We start from the raw sequence: 25,218 nt of genomic DNA on the forward strand, positions 1-25,218 counted from the left end.
CACCTTGGCACGCAGACAAAAAACGAAACCACAGGAAAATAAGCACTTGAACCGGTTTCATTACACCATCGACCAGGCGATTGAGAAGCCGTTCAACTGGGAACAGATGGTCCGGTTATTAAAATATTTAAAACCATACGCAAAAACGCTGCTCCCGGCAGCTATCATCGCCATGCTGGTGTCAACGATCATCCGATTAGTCGTACCGATCCTGATAGGTAAAGTAGCGATTGATATTGCGATTGCGAATCAGGACGTCAATATGCTGATTCAGCTCGTAGTCGGAATCGCCATTCTTTACTTATTCAGTTATCTTGGGAACGTATTCCGTATTAAATGGGTGAACATCCTGGGGCAAAATGTCATCTATGATTTGCGCCAGCACTTGTTCTCCCATGTCCAGCGGTTATCACACCGGTTTTTCGACTCGCGTTCAGCCGGTTCGATACTTGTCCGGATCATGAATGACATCAATTCATTGCAGGAACTGTTCACAAATGGAATCATCAATCTATTGATGGACATCGTGACCTTGCTTGGCATTATCATAATATTATTCGTGCTGAGCCCGAAACTGGCATTGGCGATCATGGTCGTTTTGCCACTCATGTTTTATATCTCAACGAAATTACGCCGGAATATCCGCCGTTCCTGGCAGCGGGTAAGAATTCAGCAATCCCGTTTGAATTCCCATTTGAATGAAAGCATTCAGGGTATCCGGATCACCCAGTCGTTTTCTCAGGAAAAAGAAAATGCTGAGTTCTTTGACGGTGTCAATACCGACAGTTTTGAAGCCTGGCGGAATGCTACGAAGAAAAGTGCTATGTTCCGTCCATTTGTAGAAATGAGTAACGCCATTGGCACAGTCATTCTTATCTCTTACGGGGCGTGGCTGATCATTCAGGGACCGGCGAATGGGGGAATTGAAGTAGGGACGTTTGTCTCCTTCGCCTTTTTCCTGGGAATGTTCTGGGAGCCGATTTCACGTCTCGGACAGATGTATAACCAGCTGCTGATGGCAATGGCGGCGTCAGAACGGATATTTGAATTTCTTGATGAGCAGCCAAACGTGGCGGAGAAGCCAGATGCGAAACAGTTAGAGCGCATCAAGGGTCATATCGAATTCGACCATGTCCAGTTTTCATATGATGATAAAAGGATTGCCCTTCATGAAATTTCACTGGAGATGAAACAAGGGCAGACTGTTGCATTGGTCGGTCATACAGGTTCCGGTAAATCTACAATTGCTAATTTGATCAGCCGTTTCTATGATCCTACCAAAGGAGCTGTGAAAATTGATGGAACCGACCTGCGCGATGTTACCATTGACAGTGTCCGGCAGCAAATTAGTGTCGTCCTTCAGGATACATTCATTTTTTCCGGCACCATCATGGAAAATATTCGTTTCGGCCGTCCGGATGCAACGGATGATGAAGTTATTGAAGCGGCAAAGGTCGTCGGGGCTGATGAATTCATCCAGCGTCTTTCGAATGGATATGAGACAGAGGTGGAAGAACGAGGCAACGTCCTCTCTGCAGGGGAACGTCAACTGCTTTCGTTTGCAAGAGCACTGCTCGCTGATCCAAGAATCCTGATTTTGGATGAAGCGACAGCAAGCATCGATACAGAAACCGAAGTGAAAATTCAGTCTGCATTGCGTCGGCTGTTAAAAGGAAGAACAGCGATCATTATCGCTCACCGTCTTTCTACGATCAGGGAAGCGGATAATATCATTGTGCTGGAGCATGGTAAAATTCTTGAACAAGGCAGCCATGATGAGCTGATGGACCAAAAAGGTGAATATTACGACCTGGTCAAAACACAATTCCAAATGCTGGATGCCATATAAAAAAGCAAAATAATATCAAAAACGCCTGGATAATCAAAGTCCAGGCGTTTTTTCTCTTGTTCATCAACGACCCTGTTTTATTGAAAGTGGTATCGGGGCAGACTTTTTCTTTGGACAAAAACGAAACAAATATTATACGATAAAAACTAGAAAGAATATGTGAAGTTTGTCACAAAATAGTCATGATTAAAATTAAATTAAAACGATTTCACATATTATACTAGTGTTAGTATTTTTAGGGTAGAGTAACCATAGAGTTCATGAAAATTGAAGTGTAATGGGGAGGGAAGTCTGTGTTTGAATTAGATAACGTCATGCTAAGCAGGTTATTGACATCATTAACGCTTGGCTTTCATATTATTTTTGCAACGATCGGGGTCGGGGTTCCACTATTGATTTCCATTGCGGAATTCATGGGTATCAAAAAGAAAGACCCGAATTATACCTTGCTGGCCAGAAGGTGGACAAGAGGGTTCATTATACTCGTTGCAGTTGGTGTGGTAACCGGAACGGCTATCGGCTTGCAATTATCCTTATTATGGCCGAGTTTCATGCAGGTTGCTGGAAACGTCATCAGCCTCCCATTGTTCCTGGAAACCTTCGCCTTCTTTTTTGAGGCTATTTTTCTTGGTGCTTACTTATATACCTGGGACCGATTTAAAAAGCCGATCTATCATTGGTTTTTATCCATTCCTGTCGTTATTGGGGCTGGGATGTCGGCGTTTTTCATTACTACCGTCAACTCTTTTATGAACACGCCGCAAGGTTTCGAAGTCAAGGATGGCGCGTTGGTGAATGTCCAGCCACTTGTTGCGATGTTCAATCCTGCGACACCGACGAAGGTATTCCATGTTCTGTCGACAGCTTATTTGACATCTGCTGCGATCCTCGCGGCTATTACTGCTTTTTATATCATTAGAAAAAGAAACACGGAATACCATAAAAAAGCTTTAAAACTGACGGTCGGTTCCATTTTCATTTTTGCTTTGTTGACGGCTGTTGCAGGGGATTTATCTGCTAAATTCCTGGCGCATGAACAACCGGAAAAACTGGCCGTAGCAGAATGGCATTTTGAAACAGAGGAAGGCGCAGATTTAATATTATTTGGCCGGTTGAACGAGGATAATGAGGTTGAAAATGCTCTTCGCTTACCGAAAGCATTGAGCTTTCTTGCCACCGGAGATTTCAATGGCGAAGTAGTCGGTCTTGATCAATTCCCTGAAGATGAAATAGCTCCGTTATGGGTACATTACATGTTTGACTTAATGGTGCTGATTGGATTCTATTCCTTAGGGGTCAGCTTGCTCTATTTGATAGTTGCTAAGATGAAAAAATGGAATGAAAACAACAAATGGCTGTTGTGGCTGATTGTATTCAACGGCCCGCTTGCCATGCTTGCCATTGAATTCGGCTGGATTTATGCCGAGGTAGGACGCCAGCCATGGATTTTGAGAGGGTACATGACCGTTGCAGAAGGTGCCACTACCTCACCGAATGTCGGCTGGATGCTCCTGTTGTTCATTCTTTTATATACCGTGTTAGGCATCGGTGTCGTCACCGTGCTGCGCAAATTGTTCAAAAACAACCCTGCTGAATCAGAGCTGGAACGGCATTATCCGGAATTCACGGCTAAAGGGGAGGAGCGCTGATGACATACGAACTGATAGGAATCACTGTGTTATGGATCTTTTTATATGGCTACCTAATTGTCGCTTCGATTGATTTCGGTGCCGGATTTTTTGCTTATTATGCCAAGGTGACAAAAAGGGATCATGTAATCAATCGGTTGATTTCCCGTTATTTATCCCCGGTGTGGGAAGTGACCAATGTTTTTTTCGTATTTTTCTTCGTCGGACTGGTCGGTTTCTTCCCGGATGCGGCCTATTATTATGGCCAGACACTGCTCGTTCCCGGGAGTATAGCAATTGTATTGATTGCTATCCGCGGCTCATTCTATGCATTTGAAAACTACGGTTCGAAACAGAGTAACATTTATTTGTTCCTTTATGGAGCAACAGGTCTGTTGATTCCTGCTTCCTTATCAACAGCGCTGACCATTTCGGAAGGCGGGTTCATCGAAGAGACAGCGGAAGGTGTACACTTACTGACAGGTGAATTACTAACCAGTCCGTACTCCTGGAGCGTTGTATTTCTTGCGATAGTCTCTGTCCTGTATATCAGTGCAGCATTCTTAAGCTTCTATGCTCACCGTGCTGATGACCAGGGAGCATTGAATCTAGTGAAAAAGTATGCCCTGTTTTGGAGTTCGCCTACGATAATTGCCAGCCTGACCACATTTATTGCGATGAGTCAGCATAATGAAGATCACTTTAACCGGATGATGGAATTATGGTGGGTGTTTGGACTGTCTGTCGGATTTTTCATGCTTGCCATTTTCCTGATTTACCAGGGCAAATATTACGGCTGGGCGTTCATAGCCGTCATGTTCCAGTTCTTCACCGCGTTTTTCGGTTATGGTGCATCTCATTTGCCTTACCTGCTTTATCCGTACATTACCCTTTCCGAAGGTGTCGTCAATGATGCGATGGGGCTTGCACTGGTGATTGCATTTATTGCCGGGTTGTTCCTATTGATTCCATCGCTCATTTTATTAATGAGAATGTTCTTGTTTGATGCTGATTATGTCAAAGGGAAAAAGTGATACCGACAGCCTCCCGAACGCGGAGGCTGTGTTTAATTCTTTTAGGGTGCTCGTCGCAAACCTTAAATTATGATAAAATACTTCTATCAGATGTAAGCGAAAATGGAGGATTAACGATGAAGAAAGAGTATGCAGTCATTGGCTTGGGGCGCTTCGGCGGAAGCATCTGCAAGGAATTGAGTAAAGAAGGTCTTGAAGTACTCGCCATTGATTTAGATGAAGATAAAGTAAATGAATACAAAGAAATTGCATCCCACGCTGTTATTGCTGATTCTACCGACGAAACCGTGTTGAGAGAACTGGGAATCCGTAATATCGATCATGTCATCGTCGCCATTGGCGACAATATCCAGGCAAGTCTGCTGACTACCGTTATTCTGGAAGAGCTGGGTATTAAAAAGATTACTGTGAAAGCTCAGAATGATTACCATGAAAAAATACTGAGCAAAATAGGTGCCGATCACGTCATTCACCCAGAACGTGACATGGGTAAACGAATTGCCCATAATATTATGTCTAACAATATTCTCGACTATATCGAACTTTCCGACGACCACAGTGTCGTGGAAGTGAAAGCCGGAAATAAAATGAGCGGACGGTCGCTTGTGGACCTGGATATTCGAGCCCAGTACGGCTGTAACGTCGTTGCCATCAAGCGGGATAAAGATGTTATCGTATCTCCCATGGCGACTGAGATGATCCAGGAAGGCGATATCCTGATCGTAATCGGTGCTGATAAAGATATTTCGCGTTTCGAGAAAAATCTGGTTGTCGAAGACGATTAAAATAGGAATGTTTTACAAAAAATGATGAAAAGCTTATCAAGGACTGGCGGAGAATGAACTCTGTCAGTCTTTTTTATATGATAATTTCCTGCCAAGTAATTTTTTGGGGAAGGTTTCCTTTGTTGCAGGGAAGGATATACACATGGATATAAGATAACTAGATGTAGAGAGGGTGCTTTATGTTGTTAGAAAAACGCACGGGTGCCGTGATGACAGAAATGTTGATTGATTGGGGCATTGATCATATCTATGGCATGCCAGGTGATTCCATTAATGAATTGATTGACGATTTACGAAAACAGGAAGAAAAATTAAAATTTATTCAAGTGCGCCATGAAGAGGTAGGAGCGCTCGCTGCTGCCTCGTATGCTAAACTAACCGGAAAAATCGGGGTTTGTATGTCCATCGCAGGCCCAGGAGCCATCCATCTATTGAATGGGTTATATGATGCCAAAGCTGACAGGGCACCTGTCCTGGCGATTGTCGGGCAAGTGGACAGCGAAGAAATAGGCACCGATGCCTTTCAGGAAATCAACCTGGAGCGGATGTTTGATGATGTCTCTGTCTTTAACAAGCGGGCAGCGACGGAATCCCAGCTTCCTGACTTACTGAATCAGGCGATTCGTGAGGCTTATGTAAATAAAGGTGTATCGGTATTGATTGTACCGGACGATTTATTTGCCAGGAAGTTTAAAAATGAAAGCCGGCTGACTTCTCAAGGATTCTATCGACCGCAAATTTTCCCATCAGAAACATCATTAAAAGAAGCCCGATCACTGCTTGATGATGCGAAAAAGCCGGTAATCCTCGCAGGTAAAGGGGTGAAAGGAGCCAGTGAGGAACTGGTGGCTTTTGCTGAACATATCAAAGCGCCTATCATCCTTAGTCTGCTGGCTAAAGGGGTGATTCCGGATCAGCATCCGCTTTGCCTGGGGCAGCATGGGCAGATAGGGACAAAACCTGCATACAAGGCAATGATGGACGCAGACTTGATCCTTTTAATAGGTACCCAATTTCCGTACAGGGATTTCCTGCCTGATGGTGTAAAAGCCATCCAGATTGATTATAAGCCTGAACACCTTGGAAAGATGTATCCGATCGAAGTGGGCCTTGCGGGCGATGCCAAGGAAACTCTTGCCTATCTTACTTCTCATATGAGTGAAAAGAAAGACGATTCGTTTTTAAGAGAGAGTCAGGAAAGAATGAAAGAATGGCATGTACAGCTCCAGGAGGAAAAAAAGCTGGAACAGGATCCAATGCATGCCCCCCAAGTGATGTATCACTTGGAGAAGGTGATGGACAAAAATGCCGTTATTTCCTGTGATGTCGGGAATGTGACCGTATGGGTGACACGCTTTCTTCCATTGAAGCAACAGGATTTCATTATTTCAGGCTGGCTGGCAACGATGGGAAGCGGGCTCCCAGGAGCAATAGCGGCACAAATTGCCTATCCGGATCGCCAGGCAATCGCTGTATGCGGAGATGGCGGCTTTAATATGGTATCCCAGGATTTCGTAACAGCAGTAAAATACGAACTTCCGATCAAAGTAATTATACTCAATAACAAATCCATTAGCATGATCAAATATGAGCAGCAGCAAATGGGACACCAGACATATCAAACTGACTTAGGCGAAATGGATTTTGCTAAATTTGCTGAAGCATGCGGCGGAGAAGGCTATCGTGTGGAAAAATTTGAGGACTTAAGCAGCAGCATGAACCAGGCATTCGCGAGCGACAAACCCGCCATCATTGACGTCGTCATTGAAGAACAGGCCCCATTACCAGGACACATCGGTTATACCCAGGCAGTCAATTACAGTAAATTTTTGATTAAAGAGTTTTTCGATACAGGCAACATTGAACTTCCTGACATGAAAAAAACAATCGATCGACTAATCTGATGGCAGAGTAATCCCTATTTTTCAGTTAGGGGAGAAGTTTCCGTCGTTAGGGCAGAAGTTTGTTGAGTTAGGGAGGAACGTCTGGTAGTTAGGGCAGAAGTTATTGGCGATAGGGAAGAACATGGAGGCGTTAAGTAAGAAGTTACTGTAATATGCTTCCATTTAAGCCATCATCCGAATCTGGCTCCTGAAAAGTAAAAAATCCCGGACATTTTATACATGTCCGGGATTTTTTATTATACCTCCATGATAATCGGAAGGATCATCGGGCGGCGTTTTGTTTTATCAAATAAGAATGGTGCAATGGTATCCGTAATTTCATTCTTGATTTCCGACCACTGGGTCGTACGGCGTTCCATCACTTTTTCAACATGCTGGGAAACAAGCTTTTGCGCTTCTTTGATAAGATCTTCAGATTCACGCATATAGACGAATCCCCGCGAAATAATATCTGGACCTGATGCGATCTTGAATTCCTTCATGTTGATGCTTACAACTACAATTACAAGCCCTTCTTCGGAAAGGATACGGCGGTCGCGTAAAACGATGTTCCCGATATCACCAATACCGCTTCCATCTACATACACAGAACCGGATGGAATTTTGCCTGCAATCATGGCATTATCTTTTCCGAGGGCCAAAACGTCTCCGTTATCCATAACGAAGCAGTCACTCGGATCGATGTTTGTCTGTTGAGCCAGTTTCGTATGCTCTTTTAACATACGGTATTCACCATGAATCGGCATGAAATACTTAGGCTGCATCAAACGAAGCATCAATTTCATTTCCTCCTGGCTTCCATGACCAGAAGTATGGATGTCATTTAATGGTCCGTGAATGACATCCGCTCCGTTACGGTAAAGCATGTTGATTGTCTTAGATACACTCAACGTGTTCCCTGGGATTGGGGAAGAGGAGAACACGACAGTATCTCCTGGCATGATCTGAATCTGACGATGTGTACCATTGGCGATACGGGATAGAGCTGCCATTGGTTCCCCTTGGGAGCCGGTACACAGGATCATGACCTCATGTGCTGGAAGACGGTTGATCTGATGGGCATCGATGAAAGTATCCTTCGGTGCTTGAATATAGCCGAGTTCCTGGCCGATTCGAATAGACGATTCCATGCTGCGTCCGAATACGGCGACCTTTCGGTTATGTTTCACCGCTGCTTCTACCGCCTGCTGCAAACGATAGATATTGGATGCAAAAGTCGCAAAAATGACTCGTCCATTAACACGGCTGAATATGTCCTGGATGCTTTGTCCAACCACACTCTCAGACTTTGTAAAACCTGGGACTTCACTATTTGTACTATCCGATAATAATGCTAATACGCCTTCTTTACCGATTTCAGCCATTTTTGCTAGGTTTGCTGGCTCTCCAACCGGGGTGAAATCAAATTTGAAATCACCGGTGTGCACAACATTCCCTGGTGGTGTTTTCACAACGACACCAAAAGAGTCCGGAATGCTGTGTGTAGTTTTAAAGAATGTCACCGATGTTTTGCGGAATTTGATTACATCCTCTTCCTGAATCGTGTTCAGTTTTGCATTCCGCAATAAACCGTGTTCATCCAACTTATTTTTAATTAGTCCAATCGCTAATTTTCCTGCATAGATAGGCACATTGATTTCACGTAGAAGATAAGGAATGCCACCTATGTGGTCTTCGTGTCCGTGGGTGATAAAAAGACCTTTAATCTTGTCCTGGTTTTGCACCAGATAGGTGTAATCCGGAATGACATAATCAATCCCAAGTAATTCATCTTCCGGGAATTTGATACCCGCATCAATCAAGATGATTTCGTCCTGGAACTGGACGCCATACGTGTTTTTACCGATTTCACCTAAACCGCCTAGTGCAAAAACAGCGGTTTGATCATTTTTAACGAATTTCATGATCAGCCGTTCTCCACTTCAAGTTTTTCAACCGTTTGTTTTTCATAATTCAGGTGTTCCTCATCTAACCCCTGAATAAATTCAATATTAATCCCACGATCGGACAGATGTTCACGAACTTTTCTTTCTGTCTCTGCTTCTACATACAGAGCTTTTGTACGTTCTCGAACAGGAACTTCGGCAGGAAGCTCCTGATATAACACTTTATATACCATTTTCTAATATCTCTCCTAACTGCTAATGTTTTCCATGTTTTTTCCTAGCAATAATAATAGCGCATAGTTTATCGGATGTTTTTTGCTACTCCTAATACGTAGGAGAAGACCGTCTCAGGCTAACGTTTTACGCTTCCAAAAATCTTTCCAACGTTTTTTCAGCTTTCTTCTTAAGCGCTTCAGCATAGCACTCATCTCCTTTCAAGGTGATGAAGAAAACAACTAAAAACGTTCAACCGACCCAATCCCGTTACTCTTAGTATAATACGGTTTGAGAAATAATGAAACAAAGAACTATTATCTGAGAGGATTTATTATCCAACGATACCCGAAATTGGCGCTTGAAATTCCTGAAGTTATCCCTTAGTTTTTCCCTTCTCATCTTGTTTCAGTCATGCTATGGTGTATTCATTGATTAAAAATAACTGAAAAGAAATAACAGATACTAACGGAACAGCAGGAGGATGAAAAATGAATAAGAAGATTGCTTTTTTTGATATTGATGGAACTTTGCTAAATCATAATAAAGAACTGCCTGAAGAGACGATTCTCACAATAAAACGCCTGCAGGAAGAAGGAGTTTACTGCGCAATTGCAACAGGCAGGGCTCCATTCATGTTCGAGGATATTAGAAAAACACTGGGGATTGAATCGTTTGTTAGTTTTAATGGACAGTATGTGGTATTTGAAGGGGAGGTCATTTATGAAAACCCGCTTTCAACGGAGAGGCTGACCACTCTCTTTGAACATGCCAAGCAAACCGGCCATCCTATGGTGTTTATGAATCATGAAGAAATGAAGGCGACAGAATCTGAGCATGAGCATATTTCGGAAAGTATGGGGAGCTTACATTTTGATTACCCGGATATCGACGATGCCTTTTATGATGGAAGGAACATATACCAATCATTGATTTTCTGTGAAGGGGATGAAATTGAGGATTATCGTGGGGAGCACGACGCTTTTGATTTTATCCGCTGGCATCCAAAAGCCTGTGATGTCTTACCTGGCGGTGGCTCTAAAGCAGAAGGAATCAAAAAAATGATCGAGGCAAGCGGTCTGCGCATCGAAGACTCCTACGGATTTGGTGATGGACCGAACGATAAGGAAATGATGGAAGTAGTCGGTACCGCTGTTGCAATGGGGAACTCAATTCCAGAGCTTAAACCCCTAGCTGATTACGTCACCGATGATGTCGACGAAGGCGGACTAGTCAAAGCCATCCACGAAGTCGGCCTTCTAGAAAACTAAGAGGTCCGTTATCATGTAAGAGAAGGATGGGCAGGAAAACACCTCGAAATCAAGTCTTCTACTTTTCGGCATTTTAATTGAATGGGACCATTTTTAAAAAGCTTAGAGCCACGAGGACTCTAAGCTTTTTTACTATATGGATTAGATTGTGAAATGAGAAGTTGTGTTTAATGATCGAGGGCTTTGGCGTTTTCTGGTTCTTTGAATGGATTATCCGGATCGATATGATCGTAGAACATCACGCCATTCAAATGGTCGATTTCATGCTGGAAGACGATTGCTGCAAAATCTCGCAACCGCAATTTCACTTCGTTTCCTTCCAAATCAACAGCTTTGATCGTGACTCGTGCATAACGCGGAACATATCCAGGTACTTCCCGGTCTACAGAAAGACAGCCTTCACCGCTCGTCAAATAGGCTTTTTCAACGGAATGACTAACGATTTTCGGGTTAAACAAGCCATAACTATATAATTTATCATTGAAATCCGTAAAATGGACCGCAAGCATCCGCTTGGATACTCCAATTTGAGGAGCGGCTAATCCTACGCCCGGTCTTAAGCTGTAACGGTCACAGATTTGTTCGTCCTGACTGTTTTTTAAATATTGCAGCATCTCTCCAAGGGTTTCTTTCTCTTCCTCGCTCGGGGGCATTTCCACCTCGTCTGCCACCTCACGAAGCACCGGATTACCCTCCCGTACAATATCTTTCATTGTAATCATACCAATGTCCATCCTTTCTCTCTATCTCTGTCTTCGAATATCTTCATATAGTTTAACATAGATGACTTCAGAAGGGGGATAAGAGAAATCCCCATTCTACTACAATATTGGATAAAATATCCTTCCAATTTAATTTTTTTTATTATAGTATGTAAATTATGATGAAAAGTATGGAAAAATCCATACTTCTTAAGGGGGAAGATTCGTGTTATTAAGAAAGCTATTCATACCATTATCACTCATCTTAGTTATGTTAGCAGCCTGCAATAATGGGCCGGCTCCTGAGGAACAAATCTATGAACATCTTGAAGAAGCTGTTTCTCTGGAGGAAGAATTCCGGGAACAACAAGAGCCGATCGTCGAATTGGAGCGTAAGGAACAGGAATTGTATAACAAAATCATTAACCTGAGCATGGATGAATTCGACCAGATCAAAGAGTATTCCCAGGAAGCGGCATCTTTAGTGGAAGAGCGTCAGGAAAAGATTGATCGTGAAAAAGAAAGTATCGATGCAGCTAAAGAAGAATTTGATAAAATCGAACCGATTATTGATGATTTAGATGAAGAAGAACAGGCAGAAGCGAAGGAAGAAGCACAAAAACTGGTGGAAACGATGAATAATCGTTACGATGCTTACCAGCAATTGTATGAAAGTTACCAGTCAGCGATTGAACTGGATAAAGAATTATACGAACTGCTTCAGCAAGAGGACTTAGAAGAAGAAACATTACAGAATCAAATCGACAAAATTAATGATAGTTATGATAAGGTCATTGAAGCGAATGAGGAATTCAATCAGTATACAGAACAATACAACAAGCAGAAGAAAACTTTCTATGAATCGACAGATTTGAATGTGGAATACAGTGAACAAGAAAATGGAGCTTCTGAATCGGAATCAAATGAGCAGGAGAAAGAAGATAACCCTGACTCAGAGAAAGACGATACAGACCAGGAATAAAAAGGCCGCCCTTAGCGGTCTTTTTTTGTTGAGTATCCAGGGGAACATCAATAAAAATAACAGGAGAATCATTTTTTTCAGAACGTAACTGATACAGGAGTGCTATTTTACTGAAACAGTCTTCTTACGCTGCATGCCTTCCAGCCTGTTTCATCCTTGTTGCACCAGCTGTTATTAAAAAACCTCCATTGAAATTGATACAAACTGTTTGACGTTTCCTAGTAAGATAAGCTAAACTACAAACAGAACATTTCATTGTACCAGTTATTTTTGTGTTCTTATTGTAACAGTTTCCATTGTGTAAGGCTTATGATTAATATAAATGGCTAAAGGGTAAAAGAATAAGAGCAAATCGGTACAGGTTTTTTCAGCTTTTGGGAAAGCTAAGGAAAGTATCCATTTTTTTAATAGGAAGGAAGAGGTGAATCAGTTTGAAACGCTCACTTGAAAACATTGAAAATCAGTTCGAAATGTTTCAAATTCTGAATGAAAAAGGCGAAATTGTAAATGAAGATGCAATGCCTGACCTTTCAGACGATGATTTGAAAGAGATCATGCGCCGCATGGTTTACACACGTATCTTAGACCAACGTTCCATTGCCTTGAACCGTCAGGGCCGCCTGGGATTCTATGCTCCGACAGCAGGACAGGAAGCTTCCCAGCTAGGCAGTCATTATGCACTTGAGAAAGAAGACTTTATTCTTCCAGGGTACCGTGATGTACCTCAATTGATCTGGCATGGTCTGCCATTGTACCAGGCATTCCTATTCTCCCGTGGACACTTTCACGGTAACCAGATGCCAGAAGGTGTGAATGCTGTCAGCCCGCAAATCATTATCGGTGCACAGATTACACAAGCTGCTGGTGTCGGTATTGGTATGAAGAAACGCGGCAAAGACGCAATCGCAATTACTTACACAGGGGACGGCGGTGCCTCCCAAGGTGACTTCTACGAAGGTATTAACTTTGCTGGTGCATTCAATGCACAGGCAGTATTCGTAGTCCAAAACAACCGTTATGCAATTTCCGTTCCAGTAGAAAAGCAATCCGCTGCGAAAACAATCGCCCAAAAAGCAGTTGCTGCTGGTATTGAAGGCATTCAGGTAGACGGTATGGACGTTTTGGCTGTTTATGCAGCTACCAAAGATGCACGTGAACGTGCTATTAATGGTGAAGGTCCGACATTAATCGAAACCATGACATACCGTTACGGTCCTCATACAATGGCTGGTGATGACCCGACACGTTATCGTACAGAAGAAACTGACAATGAGTGGGAAGCAAAAGACCCTATCGTCCGTTTCCGTACGTTCCTTGAAAACAAAGGCCTATGGTCTGAAGAAGAAGAAAATGAAGTAATCGAACAAGCGAAAGAAGAAGTTAAAGCTGCCATTAAGAAAGCAGACGAGCAGCCAAAACAGAAAGTTACTGAACTAATGGATATCATGTACGAAGAACTTCCTGCCAGCCTTCAAGAGCAAAGGGAAGAATACGAGGCAAAGGAGTCGAAATAAATCATGGCACAAATGACAATGATCCAAGCCATCACTGATGCGATGCGCACAGAATTAAAAAATGACGAAAATGTGCTTGTCTTCGGTGAAGACGTCGGCCAAAACGGCGGAGTTTTCCGTGCAACTGAAGGCTTACAAAAAGAATTCGGTGAAGAGCGCGTATTCGATACACCGTTAGCAGAATCCGGAATCGGCGGTATGTCAATTGGTCTTGCCCTGCAAGGGTTCCGTCCAGTTCCTGAAATCCAGTTCTTCGGTTTCGTGTTTGAAACCATGGATGCAATAAGTGGACAAATGGCTCGTTACCGCTACCGTTCTGGTGGTACCCGTACAATGCCTATCACTGTTCGTTCCCCGTTTGGCGGCGGTGTACACACACCTGAACTTCATGCGGACAGCCTGGAAGGCTTGATGGCCCAGCAGCCTGGTCTGAAAGTAGTCATTCCTTCCAATCCATATGATGCAAAGGGATTGTTGATTCAATCTATCCGTGACAACGATCCGGTTATTTTCCTTGAGCATATGAAGCTTTACCGCTCCTTCCGTGAAGAGGTACCGGAAGAGGAGTATACGATTGATCTTGGAAAAGCGGAAGTGAAACGGGAAGGAAAGGACGTTACATTGATTGCTTACGGTGCGATGGTCCATACTGCATTGAAAGCAGCCGATGAATTAGAAGAGAACGGCATTTCAGCAGAGATTATCGACTTACGTACGGTAGCTCCAATTGACTATGAAACGATTATGGAGTCTGTGAAGAAGACAAATCGTGCTGTTGTGTTACAAGAAGCGCAAAAAGTGGCTGGTGTAGCTGCTAACGTGGTTTCAGAGATTCAAGAAAAAGCGATTCTGCATCTGGAAGCACCAGTACTACGTGTTACTGCTCCAGATACGGTATATCCTTTCTCTCAGGCAGAAACGGTATGGCTACCAAACCATAATGACGTTGTAGAGAAAGTTAATCAAGTAATGAACTTTTAATTGAAACCTAGAAAAGGGAGGCAATAATCGTGGCTTTCGAATTTAAACTACCGGACATCGGTGAAGGCATCCATGAAGGTGAAATTGTAAAATGGTTTGTCAAAGCCGGTGACGAAGTAAAAGAAGACGATGTTCTTTGCGAAGTGCAAAACGATAAAGCTGTCGTAGAAATCCCATCTCCTGTCGAAGGTACTGTCAAAGAGGTATTAGTAGAAGAAGGTTCTACCACCACAGTTGGTACAACAATCATCACATTTGATGCTGAAGGGTATGAGTCTGACGACAGCGGAGAAGACAAGCAAGAAGAAGCTCCAAAGGAAGAAGCTCCAAAAGAAGAAGCAAAATCAGAAGAGCCTGCTGCCGAAGACAAAGGCGCAGCTAAAGAAGATGCTCCTGCTGCAGACGATGAAGAAGTAGATGAAGATAAGCGTGTCATCGCGATGCCATCTGTCCGCAAACATGCCCGTGACAACGATGTCGATATCCGCAAAGTCCAAGGCACTGGCAAAAATGGTCGTGTGACCAAAGAAGATGTTGATGCATACTTGAGCGGCGATCAGCAGCCACAGGCAGAAGCAGGCGAAGCGAAAGAAGAAGCACAAGAACAGCAAGCTGCTGCATCTGGCGAAAAACAACAGCCTGTACTGGAAGGTCAATATCCAGAAACTCGTGAGAAAATGAGTGGTATCCGTAAAGCTATCGCTAAAGCGATGGTCAACTCCAAGCACACAGCTCCGCATGTTACGTTGATGGACGAAGTAGATGTCACCGAGCTTGTCGCTCACCGTAAGAAGTTCAAAGCAGTTGCTGCGGAGCAGGATATCAAATTGACGTATCTTCCTTATGTCGTCAAAGCTCTTGTGTCTGCGTTGAGAAAATATCCAGCACTAAATACACAAGTTGATGACGAAACGGATGAAATTATTCAGAAACACTACTATAATATTGGTATCGCAGCAGATACTGACAAAGGATTGCTTGTACCAGTTGTAAAAGATGCTGACCGCAAATCCATTTTTACTATCTCAAGTGAAATCAATGAACTTGCTGTGAAAGCTCGTGACGGTAAACTGTCATCTGAAGAAATGAAGGGCGGTTCTACTACAATCACCAATATCGGTTCTGCTGGCGGCCAATGGTTCACTCCGGTCATCAATCATCCGGAAGTAGCGATTCTTGGAATCGGCCGCATCGGCGAAAAAGCCGTTGTACGCGATGGTGAAATCGTAGTCGCTCCAGTTCTTGCTGTATCCTTGAGCTTTGACCATCGTATTATCGATGGTGCTACAGCTCAGCATGCAATGAACCACATCAAGCGTTTACTGAACGATCCACAACTTATTATGATGGAGGCGTAAAGTATGGTAGTAGGAGATTTCCCAATTGAACTAGACACGTTAGTAGTAGGTGCGGGTCCTGGCGGCTATGTAGCTGCCATCCGTGCCGCACAAACTGGTCAAAAGGTAACAATCGTAGACAAAGGAACACTTGGTGGTGTCTGTCTGAACGTAGGGTGTATCCCTTCTAAAGCACTAATCCAGGCCGGCCACCGTTATGCACATGCAAAAGGTGCCGACGAAATGGGCATCCAGTCCGAAAACACTACAGTCGATTTTTCCAAAGTACAAGAATGGAAAGGAAAAGTCGTTGATAAACTTACTGGCGGTGTAGAAGGGTTATTAAAAGGAAATAGCGTGGATATCGTCAAAGGCGAAGTTTACTTTGTCGATAAAAACACTGTTCGTGTCATGGATGATAAAAATTCTCAAACGTACACGTTCAAGAATTGCATCATCGCGACAGGTTCCAGCCCGATCGAACTGCCAAACTTCAAATATTCCGACCGTGTCCTGGATTCTACAGGTGCCTTGAACCTGAAAGAAATCCCTAAGAAGATGGTTGTCATCGGCGGCGGATACATCGGAACTGAGCTTGGTACTGCCTATGCTGATTTCGATACTGAAGTTACAATTCTTGAAGGTACCAAAGATATCCTTGGCGGCTTCGAGAAGCAGATGACACAACTTGTCAAGAAGCGCCTAAAGAAGAAAGGCGTTGAAGTTGTAACGAATGCGATGGCTCAAGGCGTTGAAGAAACAAAAGATGGCGTAAAAGTCACGTATGAAGTGAAAGGCGAAGAGAAAACGATCGAAGCAGACTACCTGCTTGTTACAGTTGGACGTAAGCCTAACACAGATGAAATCGGCCTGGAGCAAGTTGGCGTCGAAATGTCAGACAAGGGACTTATTAAAATCGATAAACAATGCCGTACAAGTGTAGATAACATCTTTGCGATCGGTGACATTGTCGAAGGTCCTCCACTTGCGCACAAAGCTTCTTATGAAGGTAAAATCGCTGCAGAAGTTATCGCAGGTGAGAAATCAGAAATCGATTATCTGGGCATCCCGATGGTTGTCTTCTCTGATCCGGAACTTGCATCTGTCGGCTATACCGAAAAAGATGCGAAAGAAGCTGGGTATGAGGTGAAAGCATCCAAGTTCCCATTTGCGGCAAACGGCCGTGCGTTGTCCTTAAATGAAACAGACGGTTTCGTTAAATTGGTTACGCGTCAAGATGATGGCCTGGTTATCGGTGCACAAGTTGCCGGAGCCAATGCCAGTGATGTTATTGCTGAACTAGGACTGGCAATTGAAACTGGTATGACTGCGGAAGACCTTGCACTAACTATCCATGCTCATCCTTCCCTAGGGGAAATCAGCATGGAAGCAGCCGAAGTAGCACTAGGAACTCCAATTCACATCAAATAATAAAGCATTCAAAAAATCCTGAACCTCATTGGTTCAGGATTTTTTACTTTGAAGATAATTTAACCTTGTTAAAGGAATAAAGTATAAGAAACACTTAGGCTTTCGCCATAGAGTACCTGGCGATAACCTAAGCTACTCTATATGTAAAATACTGTAGGAGAAAGGCAGCAGTACTTCTATAAGAGAAGAACAGAATTCAGAAAGGGGTGGAGCATGTCGGCTGCAAACGCAAAGACAGCTCCATTTATTATAATTGAAGTTTAAATTATTTTATGATTTCCATTAGCTGCTCGACGATTTCCTCACTTTTCCGTTCACCGGTAATGGTAGCTACCGTTTTTTCTTCTTTTCTGATTAGAAAGGCGGGCAGCTTGTTAATGTGTTCCTCCACTTGATATAACGATGCTGTACTTTTGAAAAATTCAAGTGGCTGCTGTTTATGTTGATTTTTAAAAGAAAGAAAGGCATCCATATATGCTTTGTCGATGTCTTTATCCTCTTCCTCGGTCAATAATTGAACTTCATATCCATTCGAATTGGCGCTGATGACTTCTATTTTTTTCTGTTCAGGGAAGCACCCTGAAATCATGATGAAAATCAAACCGACTGGCAGAAGTAGTTTAGTCAATGCAATACCACTCTCTTTCTATCGTAGAAACTGGTTACATTTTATCAGAGAAGATACGAAAAAAAGCGAATGTTATCGAAATGTCATGGAAGTGAAAACCCATCGAAGTGTTGTTTAATCGCATTGTCAAATTGTAATAAAGGCACAACGATAAGCGCTTTTTAACATCCCATCCCTTACCTTTCGATAACGGACACAACTATCTCGATACTGAGTCTTCAAGTAAAGGGAGCTTTAATTTGACAAAACAAGAAAGCTAAAAGGCGAGTATAAAACCGATAAGGTTCTATACTCGCCTTTTCTTAAACTGTAACAGCTCAATTATTTTTTCCCTTTTAATCCTATTTTTTTATCCTCTTCAGCAAACGTTCGTACTAACGAGAAGCAGAGCATGATCATGATAAACGTGAATGGGAAGGCGGCTATGATGGCTGCCGTCTGTAGAGCTTCTAAGCCTCCCTGCCATAGAAGGACAGCTGCTGCGCCAGCCTGTATAAGCCCCCATGTAAACTTAACCTGGTTACGTGGGTTCAAGCTGCCTCCTGTCGTCTGCATTCCAAGCACAAAGGTTGCTGAGTCAGCCGATGTGACAAAGAACGTACTGATCAAGGTCAGTCCGATGATTGACATCACCATGCCAAGCGGGATATTTTCTAACATTGCAAATAGGGCAACTTCTGTCCCTAGTTCATCCACCGCGGACTGAATATCCATGCCCTGGAAGAATTCAAGGTGAATGGTGGTACCACCGAACACGGAGAACCATAGACCACCGAAAATAGTCGGTACTAAAAGAACCCCAAGTATAAATTCGCGAATCGTACGACCACGAGAAACACGGGCAATAAACGTACCGACGAATGGTGCCCAGGAAATCCACCATGCCCAGTAGAAGATTGTCCACCCTTGAATCCAGGAATTACTTTCTTCCGAGAACGGAGTCATACGCAAGCTCATCTGCGGAAGGTTGGAAATATAAGAGCCGAACGTGGTTGTAAAGTAATCCATGATAAAGTTTGTAGGACCTGCAAATAGCAGGAAGAACATTAACAATAGGGCCAATACAATATTTGTATTACTCAAATATTTGATACCTTTATTCAAACCTGTCATGGCAGAAATCATGAACAAGACGGTCACAACAGCAATAATAGATAGCTGAAGGGTGAAATTATCACTTAACCCTGGGACTAAATAAGCGAGACCACTCGATATCTGCAAGGCCCCAAGACCAAGCGACGTTGCCACCCCGAAAATGGTTGCGAAGACAGCAATTGTATCCACAGTAGTCCCAATTGGTCCCTTTACTCGTTCCTCCCCAAGCAATGGAATTAGTGCTGCACTTATAACCCCTGGGGCGTTTTTACGGAACTTGAAATAAGCCAGAGCCAATGCAATTACGGCGTAGATTGCCCATGGGTGCAGTCCCCAGTGGAAAAAGCTGTAGCGCATCGCTTCCCGTGCCGATTCCTGAGTCTGTGGGTCAGCAGTAGGTGGTGTATGGAAATGGGATAGCGGTTCAGCAGCCCCCCAGAAAACAAGTCCAATACCCATTCCAGCACTGAATAACATGGCAAACCAGGTAATGTAAGGATACTCTGGTTCATCATCCGGCTTTCCCAATTTAATTTTTCCATATCGGGAAAAGATTAAAAAGATAGCAAATGCCAGAAAACCTGTTGCAGAAAGTAAATAAAACCATCCGAATTTCTCCGTTAGAAAACCTTGAATGTTCGTTGTAATGTTGCTAAGGTTCCAGGTTGGTAATATTGATTCCGGTATGATTCCCCATAAGATGAATAGGAAGGCGATAACAACCGAAATATAAAAAACCTTTGTAACCTGTTTCAATCTCATCATCCTTTCGTAAGAAATTACTACTGATTGAAGTCATCAACTCATCCCTTGCTGCTTTTTTACATATTGATAATAAATAGCTGCGTGTTTGGAAGTGGAGAGTTCCTTCAACTCTTCCATTACGTCATGCAAACAAAGTAATTCATACAGCAATACCGTCTGCGGCGGTAAATGGTGACGGTATCTTGATTCGTGTTCGATATGTTCTTGTTTCCAATCCCAAAACACATGATCTAGTTCCTCGATTTGCTTGAAATGCTCTTCTGGAATTTCTTGCTTAGGTGCTCTTAATATTGCCACAAATGAAGGAATCATTCTTCCGATCAGATGTTTTTCACGGTGATTGAAATCCGTTGCATCTGTCTGGATATACTGCAAATTTCCCAAGTGATAAATGATCTGCTGCAATAAGTCCAGCTTTTTTTGAGCAAATTGAAATGCACGCATATCGAAATTGGTGTGCTTATGATAGGACCATTCTTCCCTTTGATATTGCGAGAGCTGGTGGGTCTGTTCAATATGTTTTGTAAGCTCTTGATACCTTCTGTTAATAAGGCCCTTCTTTGCATGACGCTCTCCAATCACTTCATTTAATATCAATTCCAGCAAGTCAGCTGCTTGGCCATACAGCCGGTCGATACTGCGGTGAATACTCGTAAAATAATTCGGCGGCAGCAAAAAAAAGTTGACTAGGGAAGAAACTACTATACCAATAGATGTAGTACCCAATCTTATGAAGAACGAAACAATGTAATTTTCCTGGAAATCAGGGATCATAGCAGTTGCCGTAATCGTAGCTACCAGTATTCCGTCCTGAAGTTTCAGCTTATGGCACACAGCGATGGTAAGCATAGCTACCAATGCATAGGTGAGTGCTCCTTTTCCGAATACCCCATATAAGGTAGTAGCAAGTAATGCACCTATTGCTGAGGCGGGAAACCTTATCGCTGCCTTCCGGATGGAATCTGCTGCAGTATGCTCAATTGTGACAATCGCTGTAATGACCGCAAAAATAACCGGCCAACCAAAATAACCGCAGATCAGTGCGGTTATAAATACGGAAATACCGGTTTTTAGTGTCCTGCTTCCAAAAAGTTTGAATTGCCGTAGACGTTCCATCATATAGAACCACCCTACATTTCTTTAGGCTCCAGCCACGATTTCTTATTATAGTATAAATTAAAAAGAAACCATAGTAAAAACTACAAAAAATCAGGTATAATGAAATTGTTGGAAATACATAGAAAAAAATAACATCTGGGGGTCATTATTACATGAGAAAAGGTTTGTTGCTGCTGCTGCTGGTTATGGTGCTAGGGGCATGCAGTATGGAAAAAGATGCAGAGGCAGAACAAGATTCTATTAATGCAGAAGAAAAAGACGATACAGCTAAATCAGAGGAAAATTCAGAAGTGGAAGAGGAGTCTGCTGCTGAAGGAGAAGAAGAGAACGGAAATGAACTAGTGGAAGAAGAGGCCGTTCAGCAAGTGAGTGAACCATTATATGAGTTGTCTGGAAATTGGGCTGTACAGCCGATCGATGACCAGGCGAATGAAAAGGTGGCACTCGTCACGATCGATGATGCGCCTGATAAATTTAGTGTAGACATGGCGAAAACGTTGAAAGAACTTGATGCTCCTGCCATATTCTTTGTAAATGGCCATTTTCTTGACACACCGGAAGAAGAGGAGAAGCTGAAGCAAATTTATGAAATGGGCTTTGCCATCGGTAACCATACCTTCAACCATGCTTCTTTGCCAAGTTTGACAGAAGAGGAACAGTATGAAGAAATAGTCGGGTTAAATGATCGTGTCGAAGAGGTCATCGGCGAGCGTCCAGAATTTTTCCGGGCGCCATTCGGACAGAATACCGATTACTCCAAACAGTTAGTGGAAGAAGAAGGTATGCTATTGATGAATTGGACATATGGCTATGATTGGGAACAGGATTACCAGACTGCATCGGCTATTGCCGACATTATGGTTGAATCTCCTTTGTTAGCTGACGGCGCCAACCTGCTTATGCATGATCGTGAATGGACAGCAGAGGGTCTCGAAGACATTGTCCTAGGCCTAGAAGAAAAAGGTTTTGAAATACTGGACCCGCTTTTGATCAAGCGGCCATAATATAAAACACCACCCTTTTGCGGGGTGGTGTTTTGTCTCATTAAAGAGGAGAGAGTCTCTCTTTTTTGAGAATTTGTCTCGTTTAATTTTAAATTTTTCGCTCATAATCGGAAAATTGTCTCTCATCCACTGTATACATGCTCACTTATAACGTAGTTGTCTCTTTTATTTATCCATTGTCTCTTATACGAAATAAAAGTCCCTCTCCCCCTAAACTGGCCGCTCCTTAAATGGCCGGTCACCATATTTAAATAAAAAGCAATACACCCTAATGCATTTTTATTCTATTTACGATAGTTTTCGTTTATAATAATACATAATACGATCGTTGAATAAATGTAACTTTCCTTCTAATTTCTTCGCAAAGAATTTTGCAAGCTCATTCCCTTTGTTTTTATCTCCATGTGTAGAGGCTTCAGGCAGGGTTATTTGAATAAAAAATTGTTCCTGGTCGTCTGTCGATCCTTTTGTACTTCCTACTCCAACCAGTAAATGTTGATAATTTGGATCCGTTCCCCTTAAATGCAGATAGTTGCCATTATCGTCGTTTTTCTCCGTCACTAAGTAAGGAAAAGCGTGGCTGTTGTAACTCCAATCGAGCTGTTCTCCGGTTTTTGAAGTGATTTCCTGATAATAGTTGAGTAAATCATGTACCTCTTTCAAAGAAATCGTTTGTTGGACACTTTCTTCTACTAAATGAATGAATGCACTTTTACCCATTTTTCCAACTCCTGTCATAGGTTTCTAATCTTATGTTAGCACTTCCCATAAAGGTAGCTCAATAACATTTGTCACGTTTCCTGAATAAAATCTGGCATCTATTTCTACCAAAAAGCCAATCAGGCTTAATATATTAAGGAGGGAAACATATGTATATGGAAAAATTGTATGATGAAATGGAGCAGTCTAATGTAAGGTTTGTGGGATTCACTACGAAAGAAGGAAGGTATGACTTTGGTATTGTGTACACCAGTCAATTTTTCGGAAAGCCCCTCGTTGTATGTATGCAATCCGGCCAATCTTCGTTGCTCGACAGTTCGGATGTAAAGGATCTGGATTTTCTGCAAAAAAAATTCCGCCTGCCGGATAAAATGGTTGCGATGGATCTCGCTGATTTTCTAAACGATGTAGTTCCTCCGGCAGAGTTGATGGAAGCCTCTTACGAATAAATTCAGTCAGCTCGTTTACAGGATATCTTTATTGGGAAAGAAAAAAATAAATGTGACATACTTTTTGGGCTTGATTTTTTAAATGTGTCATATTAAAATAAGACCATAACCTGAAAACGATTACAAATTACTTGTAAAGGAGCTGGATATTCAGATGGGTACAATTGTATGTCAAGATTGCCAGAAGATCATTGAGCATTATGAAGATGAGAAGGTTTCCACTCTTTATAGTACTTGTCCGTCGTGCAACCCGAAAAAGAAATAGTCATTATATGCACATACGAAAACCCCACCGGCCATTCCGGTGGGGTTTAATTTTTTTAAGGGCTACATAATGAAAAAAGTATGTCTCATTATTTGAAAGCGCGATGTTCTTTTATGACACGGATGGTTGCCAGCGTTTCATCCTCAGGCCCTTGGACTGGAAGGCCGGCATCGAGATTATCCCGGATATAGGCTACATTATCGGCTGTTATAATTTCACCGGGAATGAAAATAGGAATTCCCGGAGGGTAAATCATCAAAGACTCGGCACTGATTCTTCCAATGCCTTCATCTAAAGGTACAACTTCTGTTTCGGAATAAAAAGCTTCCCTTGGTGATAAGGCGAGCAGCGGAATTTCCGGAACCTTTACTTTAACAGGTTGTTTTGCCGCGCGTTCGGTTTGTAAGGCAGCAAGTTCTTTCAACGCTTGGGTAAGGCTTTCCGTTTCTTCCCGTGTATCTCCCGGTGTTACCAGACAGAGGATATTATATAAGTCTGATAACTCTACTTCAATCCGGTAGTGCTCCCTCAGCCAAACCTCTACATCATAGCCTGTCATGCCTAGTTCTTTTACCGAGATGATCAGCTTGGTCGGGTCATAATCATAAGTGGCATCACTGCCTAATATTTCTTTGCCGACACAATATAGGCCTGGTATTTCATTGATTGCCAAACGTGTTTCTTGTGCTAAGGTGATCGTGCGCTCGAGCATTTCTTTTCCCTTGATGGCCAGCTGTCTTCGTGCCGTATCCAGCGATGCCAGAAGCACGTAGGAAGTGGAGGTGGTGGTTAGCATCGATAAAACGGCCTGCACTCGTTCATGAGACACCAGCCCCTCTCTCAAGTTCAATACAGAGCTTTGGGTCATAGAGCCGCCCAGTTTATGGACACTGGTAGCAGCAAGGTCAGCCCCTGCCTGCATGGCTGAAAGAGGAAGGTGCTCATGGAAATGGATGTGGACGCCGTGGGCTTCATCGACAAGTACAGGCACATGAAAATCATGAGCTACTTCAACGATCTTCTTTAAGTCAGCCGCTATCCCGAAGTAGGTCGGATTAATAACGAGTACTCCTTTGGCATCCGGATGAGCATTCAGCGCCCGGTTTACTGCTTCTGGCGTAATCCCATGAGAAATACCTAGCTGATCATCAAGCTCTGGATGAATGAAAATCGGTGTCGCCCCTGAAAAAATGATCGCAGAAGTTACGGACTTATGAACATTCCGGGGGACGATGATTTTGTCGCCTGGCTGGCAGACGCTCATGACCATTGTCATGATGGCTCCACTTGTACCCTGGACGGAAAAAAACGTATAGTCCGCACCAAATGCTTCTGCAGCCAAATCCTGTGCCTCTTTGATAATTCCCTGCGGATGATGAAGGTCATCCAGCGGTTCGATATTGATCATATCGATAGATAAAGCATTTTCCCCGATGAATGCACGAAATTCTTCATCCATGCCTTTGCCTTTTTTGTGACCTGGTATATGAAATTGAATCGGATCCTTCTCTGCATGAGCAATGAGACCCGCGAATAATGGAGTTTTGTCTTGAGACAATTGATACACCTCTTCATGTAATCATATAAAACAAATGAATTATAGCAGATGGCAGGCCTTGTGGCTAGCTTTTTTTAATCGTGGTTATTAGTTGATGCC

Annotated in this window: 22 protein-coding genes; 14 read left to right on the forward strand and 8 right to left on the reverse strand. The window is 42.9% G+C overall.

Features of this window, described 5'->3' with window-relative positions; all coding sequences use genetic code 11:
- The first annotated feature begins 4 nt into the window (after window positions 1–4).
- The 5 genes from FHS45_RS04055 (at window position 5) to FHS45_RS04075 (ending at window position 7,200) form a co-directional block, all read left to right on the forward strand.
- A complete protein-coding gene (locus FHS45_RS04055) occupies window positions 5–1,849 on the forward strand; it encodes an ABC transporter ATP-binding protein (protein ID WP_062445605.1) in 1,845 nt (614 codons plus the stop codon).
- 293 nt (window positions 1,850–2,142) lie between these two features.
- Complete coding sequence (locus FHS45_RS04060; protein ID WP_062445607.1) at window positions 2,143–3,498, forward strand: cytochrome ubiquinol oxidase subunit I; 1,356 nt, start codon at window positions 2,143–2,145, stop codon at window positions 3,496–3,498.
- Window positions 3,498–4,511: a cytochrome d ubiquinol oxidase subunit II gene (locus FHS45_RS04065; RefSeq protein WP_181949534.1), complete on the forward strand. Its 1,014-nt coding sequence runs from the start codon at window positions 3,498–3,500 to the stop codon at window positions 4,509–4,511. Before FHS45_RS04060 ends, FHS45_RS04065 begins: the two co-directional genes overlap by 1 nt.
- A gap of 116 nt (window positions 4,512–4,627) precedes the next feature.
- Window positions 4,628–5,296, forward strand: a complete 669-nt coding sequence (locus tag FHS45_RS04070; protein WP_062445611.1) for a potassium channel family protein — start codon at window positions 4,628–4,630, stop codon at window positions 5,294–5,296.
- A gap of 182 nt (window positions 5,297–5,478) precedes the next feature.
- Window positions 5,479–7,200 (forward strand): pyruvate oxidase, encoded by a 1,722-nt coding sequence (locus tag FHS45_RS04075; RefSeq protein WP_371872013.1) that lies wholly within the window; start codon window positions 5,479–5,481, stop codon window positions 7,198–7,200.
- A gap of 236 nt (window positions 7,201–7,436) precedes the next feature.
- On the opposite strand, the gene rnjA is transcribed toward FHS45_RS04075, so the two are convergent.
- Window positions 7,437–9,104 carry a ribonuclease J1 gene (gene rnjA / locus FHS45_RS04080; RefSeq protein WP_062445615.1) on the reverse strand — a complete coding sequence of 556 codons (1,668 nt, stop codon included), beginning with the start codon at window positions 9,102–9,104 and terminating at the stop codon, window positions 7,437–7,439.
- A gap of 2 nt (window positions 9,105–9,106) precedes the next feature.
- A complete protein-coding gene (locus FHS45_RS04085; protein ID WP_062445617.1) occupies window positions 9,107–9,319 on the reverse strand; it encodes a DNA-dependent RNA polymerase subunit epsilon in 213 nt (70 codons plus the stop codon).
- A 471-nt stretch (window positions 9,320–9,790) separates the two neighbouring features.
- On the opposite strand from FHS45_RS04085, the gene FHS45_RS04090 reads away from it, so the two are divergent.
- Window positions 9,791–10,570, forward strand: coding sequence for a Cof-type HAD-IIB family hydrolase (locus tag FHS45_RS04090; protein ID WP_062445619.1), 780 nt, complete (start codon window positions 9,791–9,793; stop codon window positions 10,568–10,570).
- 167 nt (window positions 10,571–10,737) lie between these two features.
- Here the strand turns inward: FHS45_RS04090 and def are convergent, their stop codons facing one another.
- Complete coding sequence (gene def, locus FHS45_RS04095; RefSeq protein WP_062445621.1) at window positions 10,738–11,292, reverse strand: peptide deformylase; 555 nt, start codon at window positions 11,290–11,292, stop codon at window positions 10,738–10,740.
- 205 nt (window positions 11,293–11,497) lie between these two features.
- Between def and FHS45_RS04100 the strand changes: the two genes are divergently transcribed.
- From FHS45_RS04100 to lpdA, 5 genes are all read left to right on the forward strand, one after another.
- Complete coding sequence (locus FHS45_RS04100; protein WP_229717811.1) at window positions 11,498–12,253, forward strand: YkyA family protein; 756 nt, start codon at window positions 11,498–11,500, stop codon at window positions 12,251–12,253.
- 470 nt (window positions 12,254–12,723) lie between these two features.
- On the forward strand, window positions 12,724–13,767 hold the full coding sequence (gene pdhA, locus FHS45_RS04105) for a pyruvate dehydrogenase (acetyl-transferring) E1 component subunit alpha (RefSeq protein ID WP_176224073.1): 1,044 nt from the start codon (window positions 12,724–12,726) through the stop codon (window positions 13,765–13,767).
- 3 nt (window positions 13,768–13,770) lie between these two features.
- Window positions 13,771–14,748 (forward strand): alpha-ketoacid dehydrogenase subunit beta, encoded by a 978-nt coding sequence (locus FHS45_RS04110; RefSeq protein WP_062445624.1) that lies wholly within the window; start codon window positions 13,771–13,773, stop codon window positions 14,746–14,748.
- A 29-nt stretch (window positions 14,749–14,777) separates the two neighbouring features.
- Complete coding sequence (locus FHS45_RS04115) at window positions 14,778–16,106, forward strand: dihydrolipoamide acetyltransferase family protein (RefSeq protein WP_062445626.1); 1,329 nt, start codon at window positions 14,778–14,780, stop codon at window positions 16,104–16,106.
- Window positions 16,107–16,109: 3 nt separating this feature from the next.
- A complete protein-coding gene (gene lpdA / locus FHS45_RS04120; protein ID WP_062445628.1) occupies window positions 16,110–17,516 on the forward strand; it encodes a dihydrolipoyl dehydrogenase in 1,407 nt (468 codons plus the stop codon).
- A 265-nt stretch (window positions 17,517–17,781) separates the two neighbouring features.
- On the opposite strand, the gene FHS45_RS04125 is transcribed toward lpdA, so the two are convergent.
- The 3 genes from FHS45_RS04125 to FHS45_RS04135 form a co-directional block, all read right to left on the reverse strand.
- Complete coding sequence (locus tag FHS45_RS04125) at window positions 17,782–18,144, reverse strand: hypothetical protein (RefSeq protein ID WP_062445629.1); 363 nt, start codon at window positions 18,142–18,144, stop codon at window positions 17,782–17,784.
- 321 nt (window positions 18,145–18,465) lie between these two features.
- Window positions 18,466–19,995 carry a glycine betaine uptake BCCT transporter gene (locus tag FHS45_RS04130; protein ID WP_062445631.1) on the reverse strand — a complete coding sequence of 510 codons (1,530 nt, stop codon included), beginning with the start codon at window positions 19,993–19,995 and terminating at the stop codon, window positions 18,466–18,468.
- A 42-nt stretch (window positions 19,996–20,037) separates the two neighbouring features.
- The gene (locus tag FHS45_RS04135; RefSeq protein WP_062445632.1) at window positions 20,038–21,123 is read right to left on the reverse strand and encodes an FUSC family protein; all 1,086 of its coding nucleotides are present in this window, start codon (window positions 21,121–21,123) and stop codon (window positions 20,038–20,040) included.
- 152 nt (window positions 21,124–21,275) lie between these two features.
- On the opposite strand from FHS45_RS04135, the gene FHS45_RS04140 reads away from it, so the two are divergent.
- Window positions 21,276–22,127 (forward strand): polysaccharide deacetylase family protein, encoded by an 852-nt coding sequence (locus tag FHS45_RS04140; RefSeq protein WP_062445633.1) that lies wholly within the window; start codon window positions 21,276–21,278, stop codon window positions 22,125–22,127.
- Between the two features lie 288 nt (window positions 22,128–22,415).
- Here the strand turns inward: FHS45_RS04140 and FHS45_RS04145 are convergent, their stop codons facing one another.
- The gene (locus FHS45_RS04145) at window positions 22,416–22,847 is read right to left on the reverse strand and encodes a DUF1885 family protein (RefSeq protein ID WP_062445635.1); all 432 of its coding nucleotides are present in this window, start codon (window positions 22,845–22,847) and stop codon (window positions 22,416–22,418) included.
- Window positions 22,848–22,996: 149 nt separating this feature from the next.
- Between FHS45_RS04145 and FHS45_RS04150 the strand changes: the two genes are divergently transcribed.
- Together FHS45_RS04150 and FHS45_RS04155 are read left to right on the forward strand one after the other, a co-directional pair.
- On the forward strand, window positions 22,997–23,296 hold the full coding sequence (locus FHS45_RS04150) for a DUF3055 domain-containing protein (protein ID WP_062445636.1): 300 nt from the start codon (window positions 22,997–22,999) through the stop codon (window positions 23,294–23,296).
- Window positions 23,297–23,450: 154 nt separating this feature from the next.
- Window positions 23,451–23,561: a GapA-binding peptide SR1P gene (locus FHS45_RS04155; RefSeq protein ID WP_082412043.1), complete on the forward strand. Its 111-nt coding sequence runs from the start codon at window positions 23,451–23,453 to the stop codon at window positions 23,559–23,561.
- 88 nt (window positions 23,562–23,649) lie between these two features.
- Here the strand turns inward: FHS45_RS04155 and FHS45_RS04160 are convergent, their stop codons facing one another.
- Window positions 23,650–25,119: an aminotransferase class I/II-fold pyridoxal phosphate-dependent enzyme gene (locus FHS45_RS04160; RefSeq protein WP_062445638.1), complete on the reverse strand. Its 1,470-nt coding sequence runs from the start codon at window positions 25,117–25,119 to the stop codon at window positions 23,650–23,652.
- Window positions 25,120–25,218: the final 99 nt, after the last annotated feature.

Origin of the sequence: Thalassobacillus devorans (genome assembly GCF_011761345.1) — a bacterium.
Taxonomy (GTDB): Bacteria; Bacillota; Bacilli; order Bacillales; family Halobacillaceae; genus Thalassobacillus; species Thalassobacillus devorans.

Excerpts from the sequence above, each read along its gene's own strand:
- FHS45_RS04145 (WP_062445635.1), bottom strand. The coding sequence starts at position 22,847 with ATGGGTAAAAGTGCATTCATTCATTTAGTAGAAGAAAGTGTCCAACAA.
- FHS45_RS04110 (WP_062445624.1), top strand. The coding sequence starts at position 13,771 with ATGGCACAAATGACAATGATCCAAGCCATCACTGATGCGATGCGCACA.
- rnjA (WP_062445615.1), bottom strand. The coding sequence starts at position 9,104 with ATGAAATTCGTTAAAAATGATCAAACCGCTGTTTTTGCACTAGGCGGT.
- FHS45_RS04155 (WP_082412043.1), top strand. The coding sequence starts at position 23,451 with ATGGGTACAATTGTATGTCAAGATTGCCAGAAGATCATTGAGCATTAT.
- FHS45_RS04150 (WP_062445636.1), top strand. The coding sequence starts at position 22,997 with ATGTATATGGAAAAATTGTATGATGAAATGGAGCAGTCTAATGTAAGG.
- FHS45_RS04135 (WP_062445632.1), bottom strand. The coding sequence starts at position 21,123 with ATGATGGAACGTCTACGGCAATTCAAACTTTTTGGAAGCAGGACACTA.
- FHS45_RS04065 (WP_181949534.1), top strand. The coding sequence starts at position 3,498 with ATGACATACGAACTGATAGGAATCACTGTGTTATGGATCTTTTTATAT.
- lpdA (WP_062445628.1), top strand. The coding sequence starts at position 16,110 with ATGGTAGTAGGAGATTTCCCAATTGAACTAGACACGTTAGTAGTAGGT.
- FHS45_RS04090 (WP_062445619.1), top strand. The coding sequence starts at position 9,791 with ATGAATAAGAAGATTGCTTTTTTTGATATTGATGGAACTTTGCTAAAT.
- FHS45_RS04070 (WP_062445611.1), top strand. The coding sequence starts at position 4,628 with ATGAAGAAAGAGTATGCAGTCATTGGCTTGGGGCGCTTCGGCGGAAGC.
- FHS45_RS04140 (WP_062445633.1), top strand. The coding sequence starts at position 21,276 with ATGAGAAAAGGTTTGTTGCTGCTGCTGCTGGTTATGGTGCTAGGGGCA.
- pdhA (WP_176224073.1), top strand. The coding sequence starts at position 12,724 with ATGTTTCAAATTCTGAATGAAAAAGGCGAAATTGTAAATGAAGATGCA.
- def (WP_062445621.1), bottom strand. The coding sequence starts at position 11,292 with ATGATTACAATGAAAGATATTGTACGGGAGGGTAATCCGGTGCTTCGT.
- FHS45_RS04085 (WP_062445617.1), bottom strand. The coding sequence starts at position 9,319 with ATGGTATATAAAGTGTTATATCAGGAGCTTCCTGCCGAAGTTCCTGTT.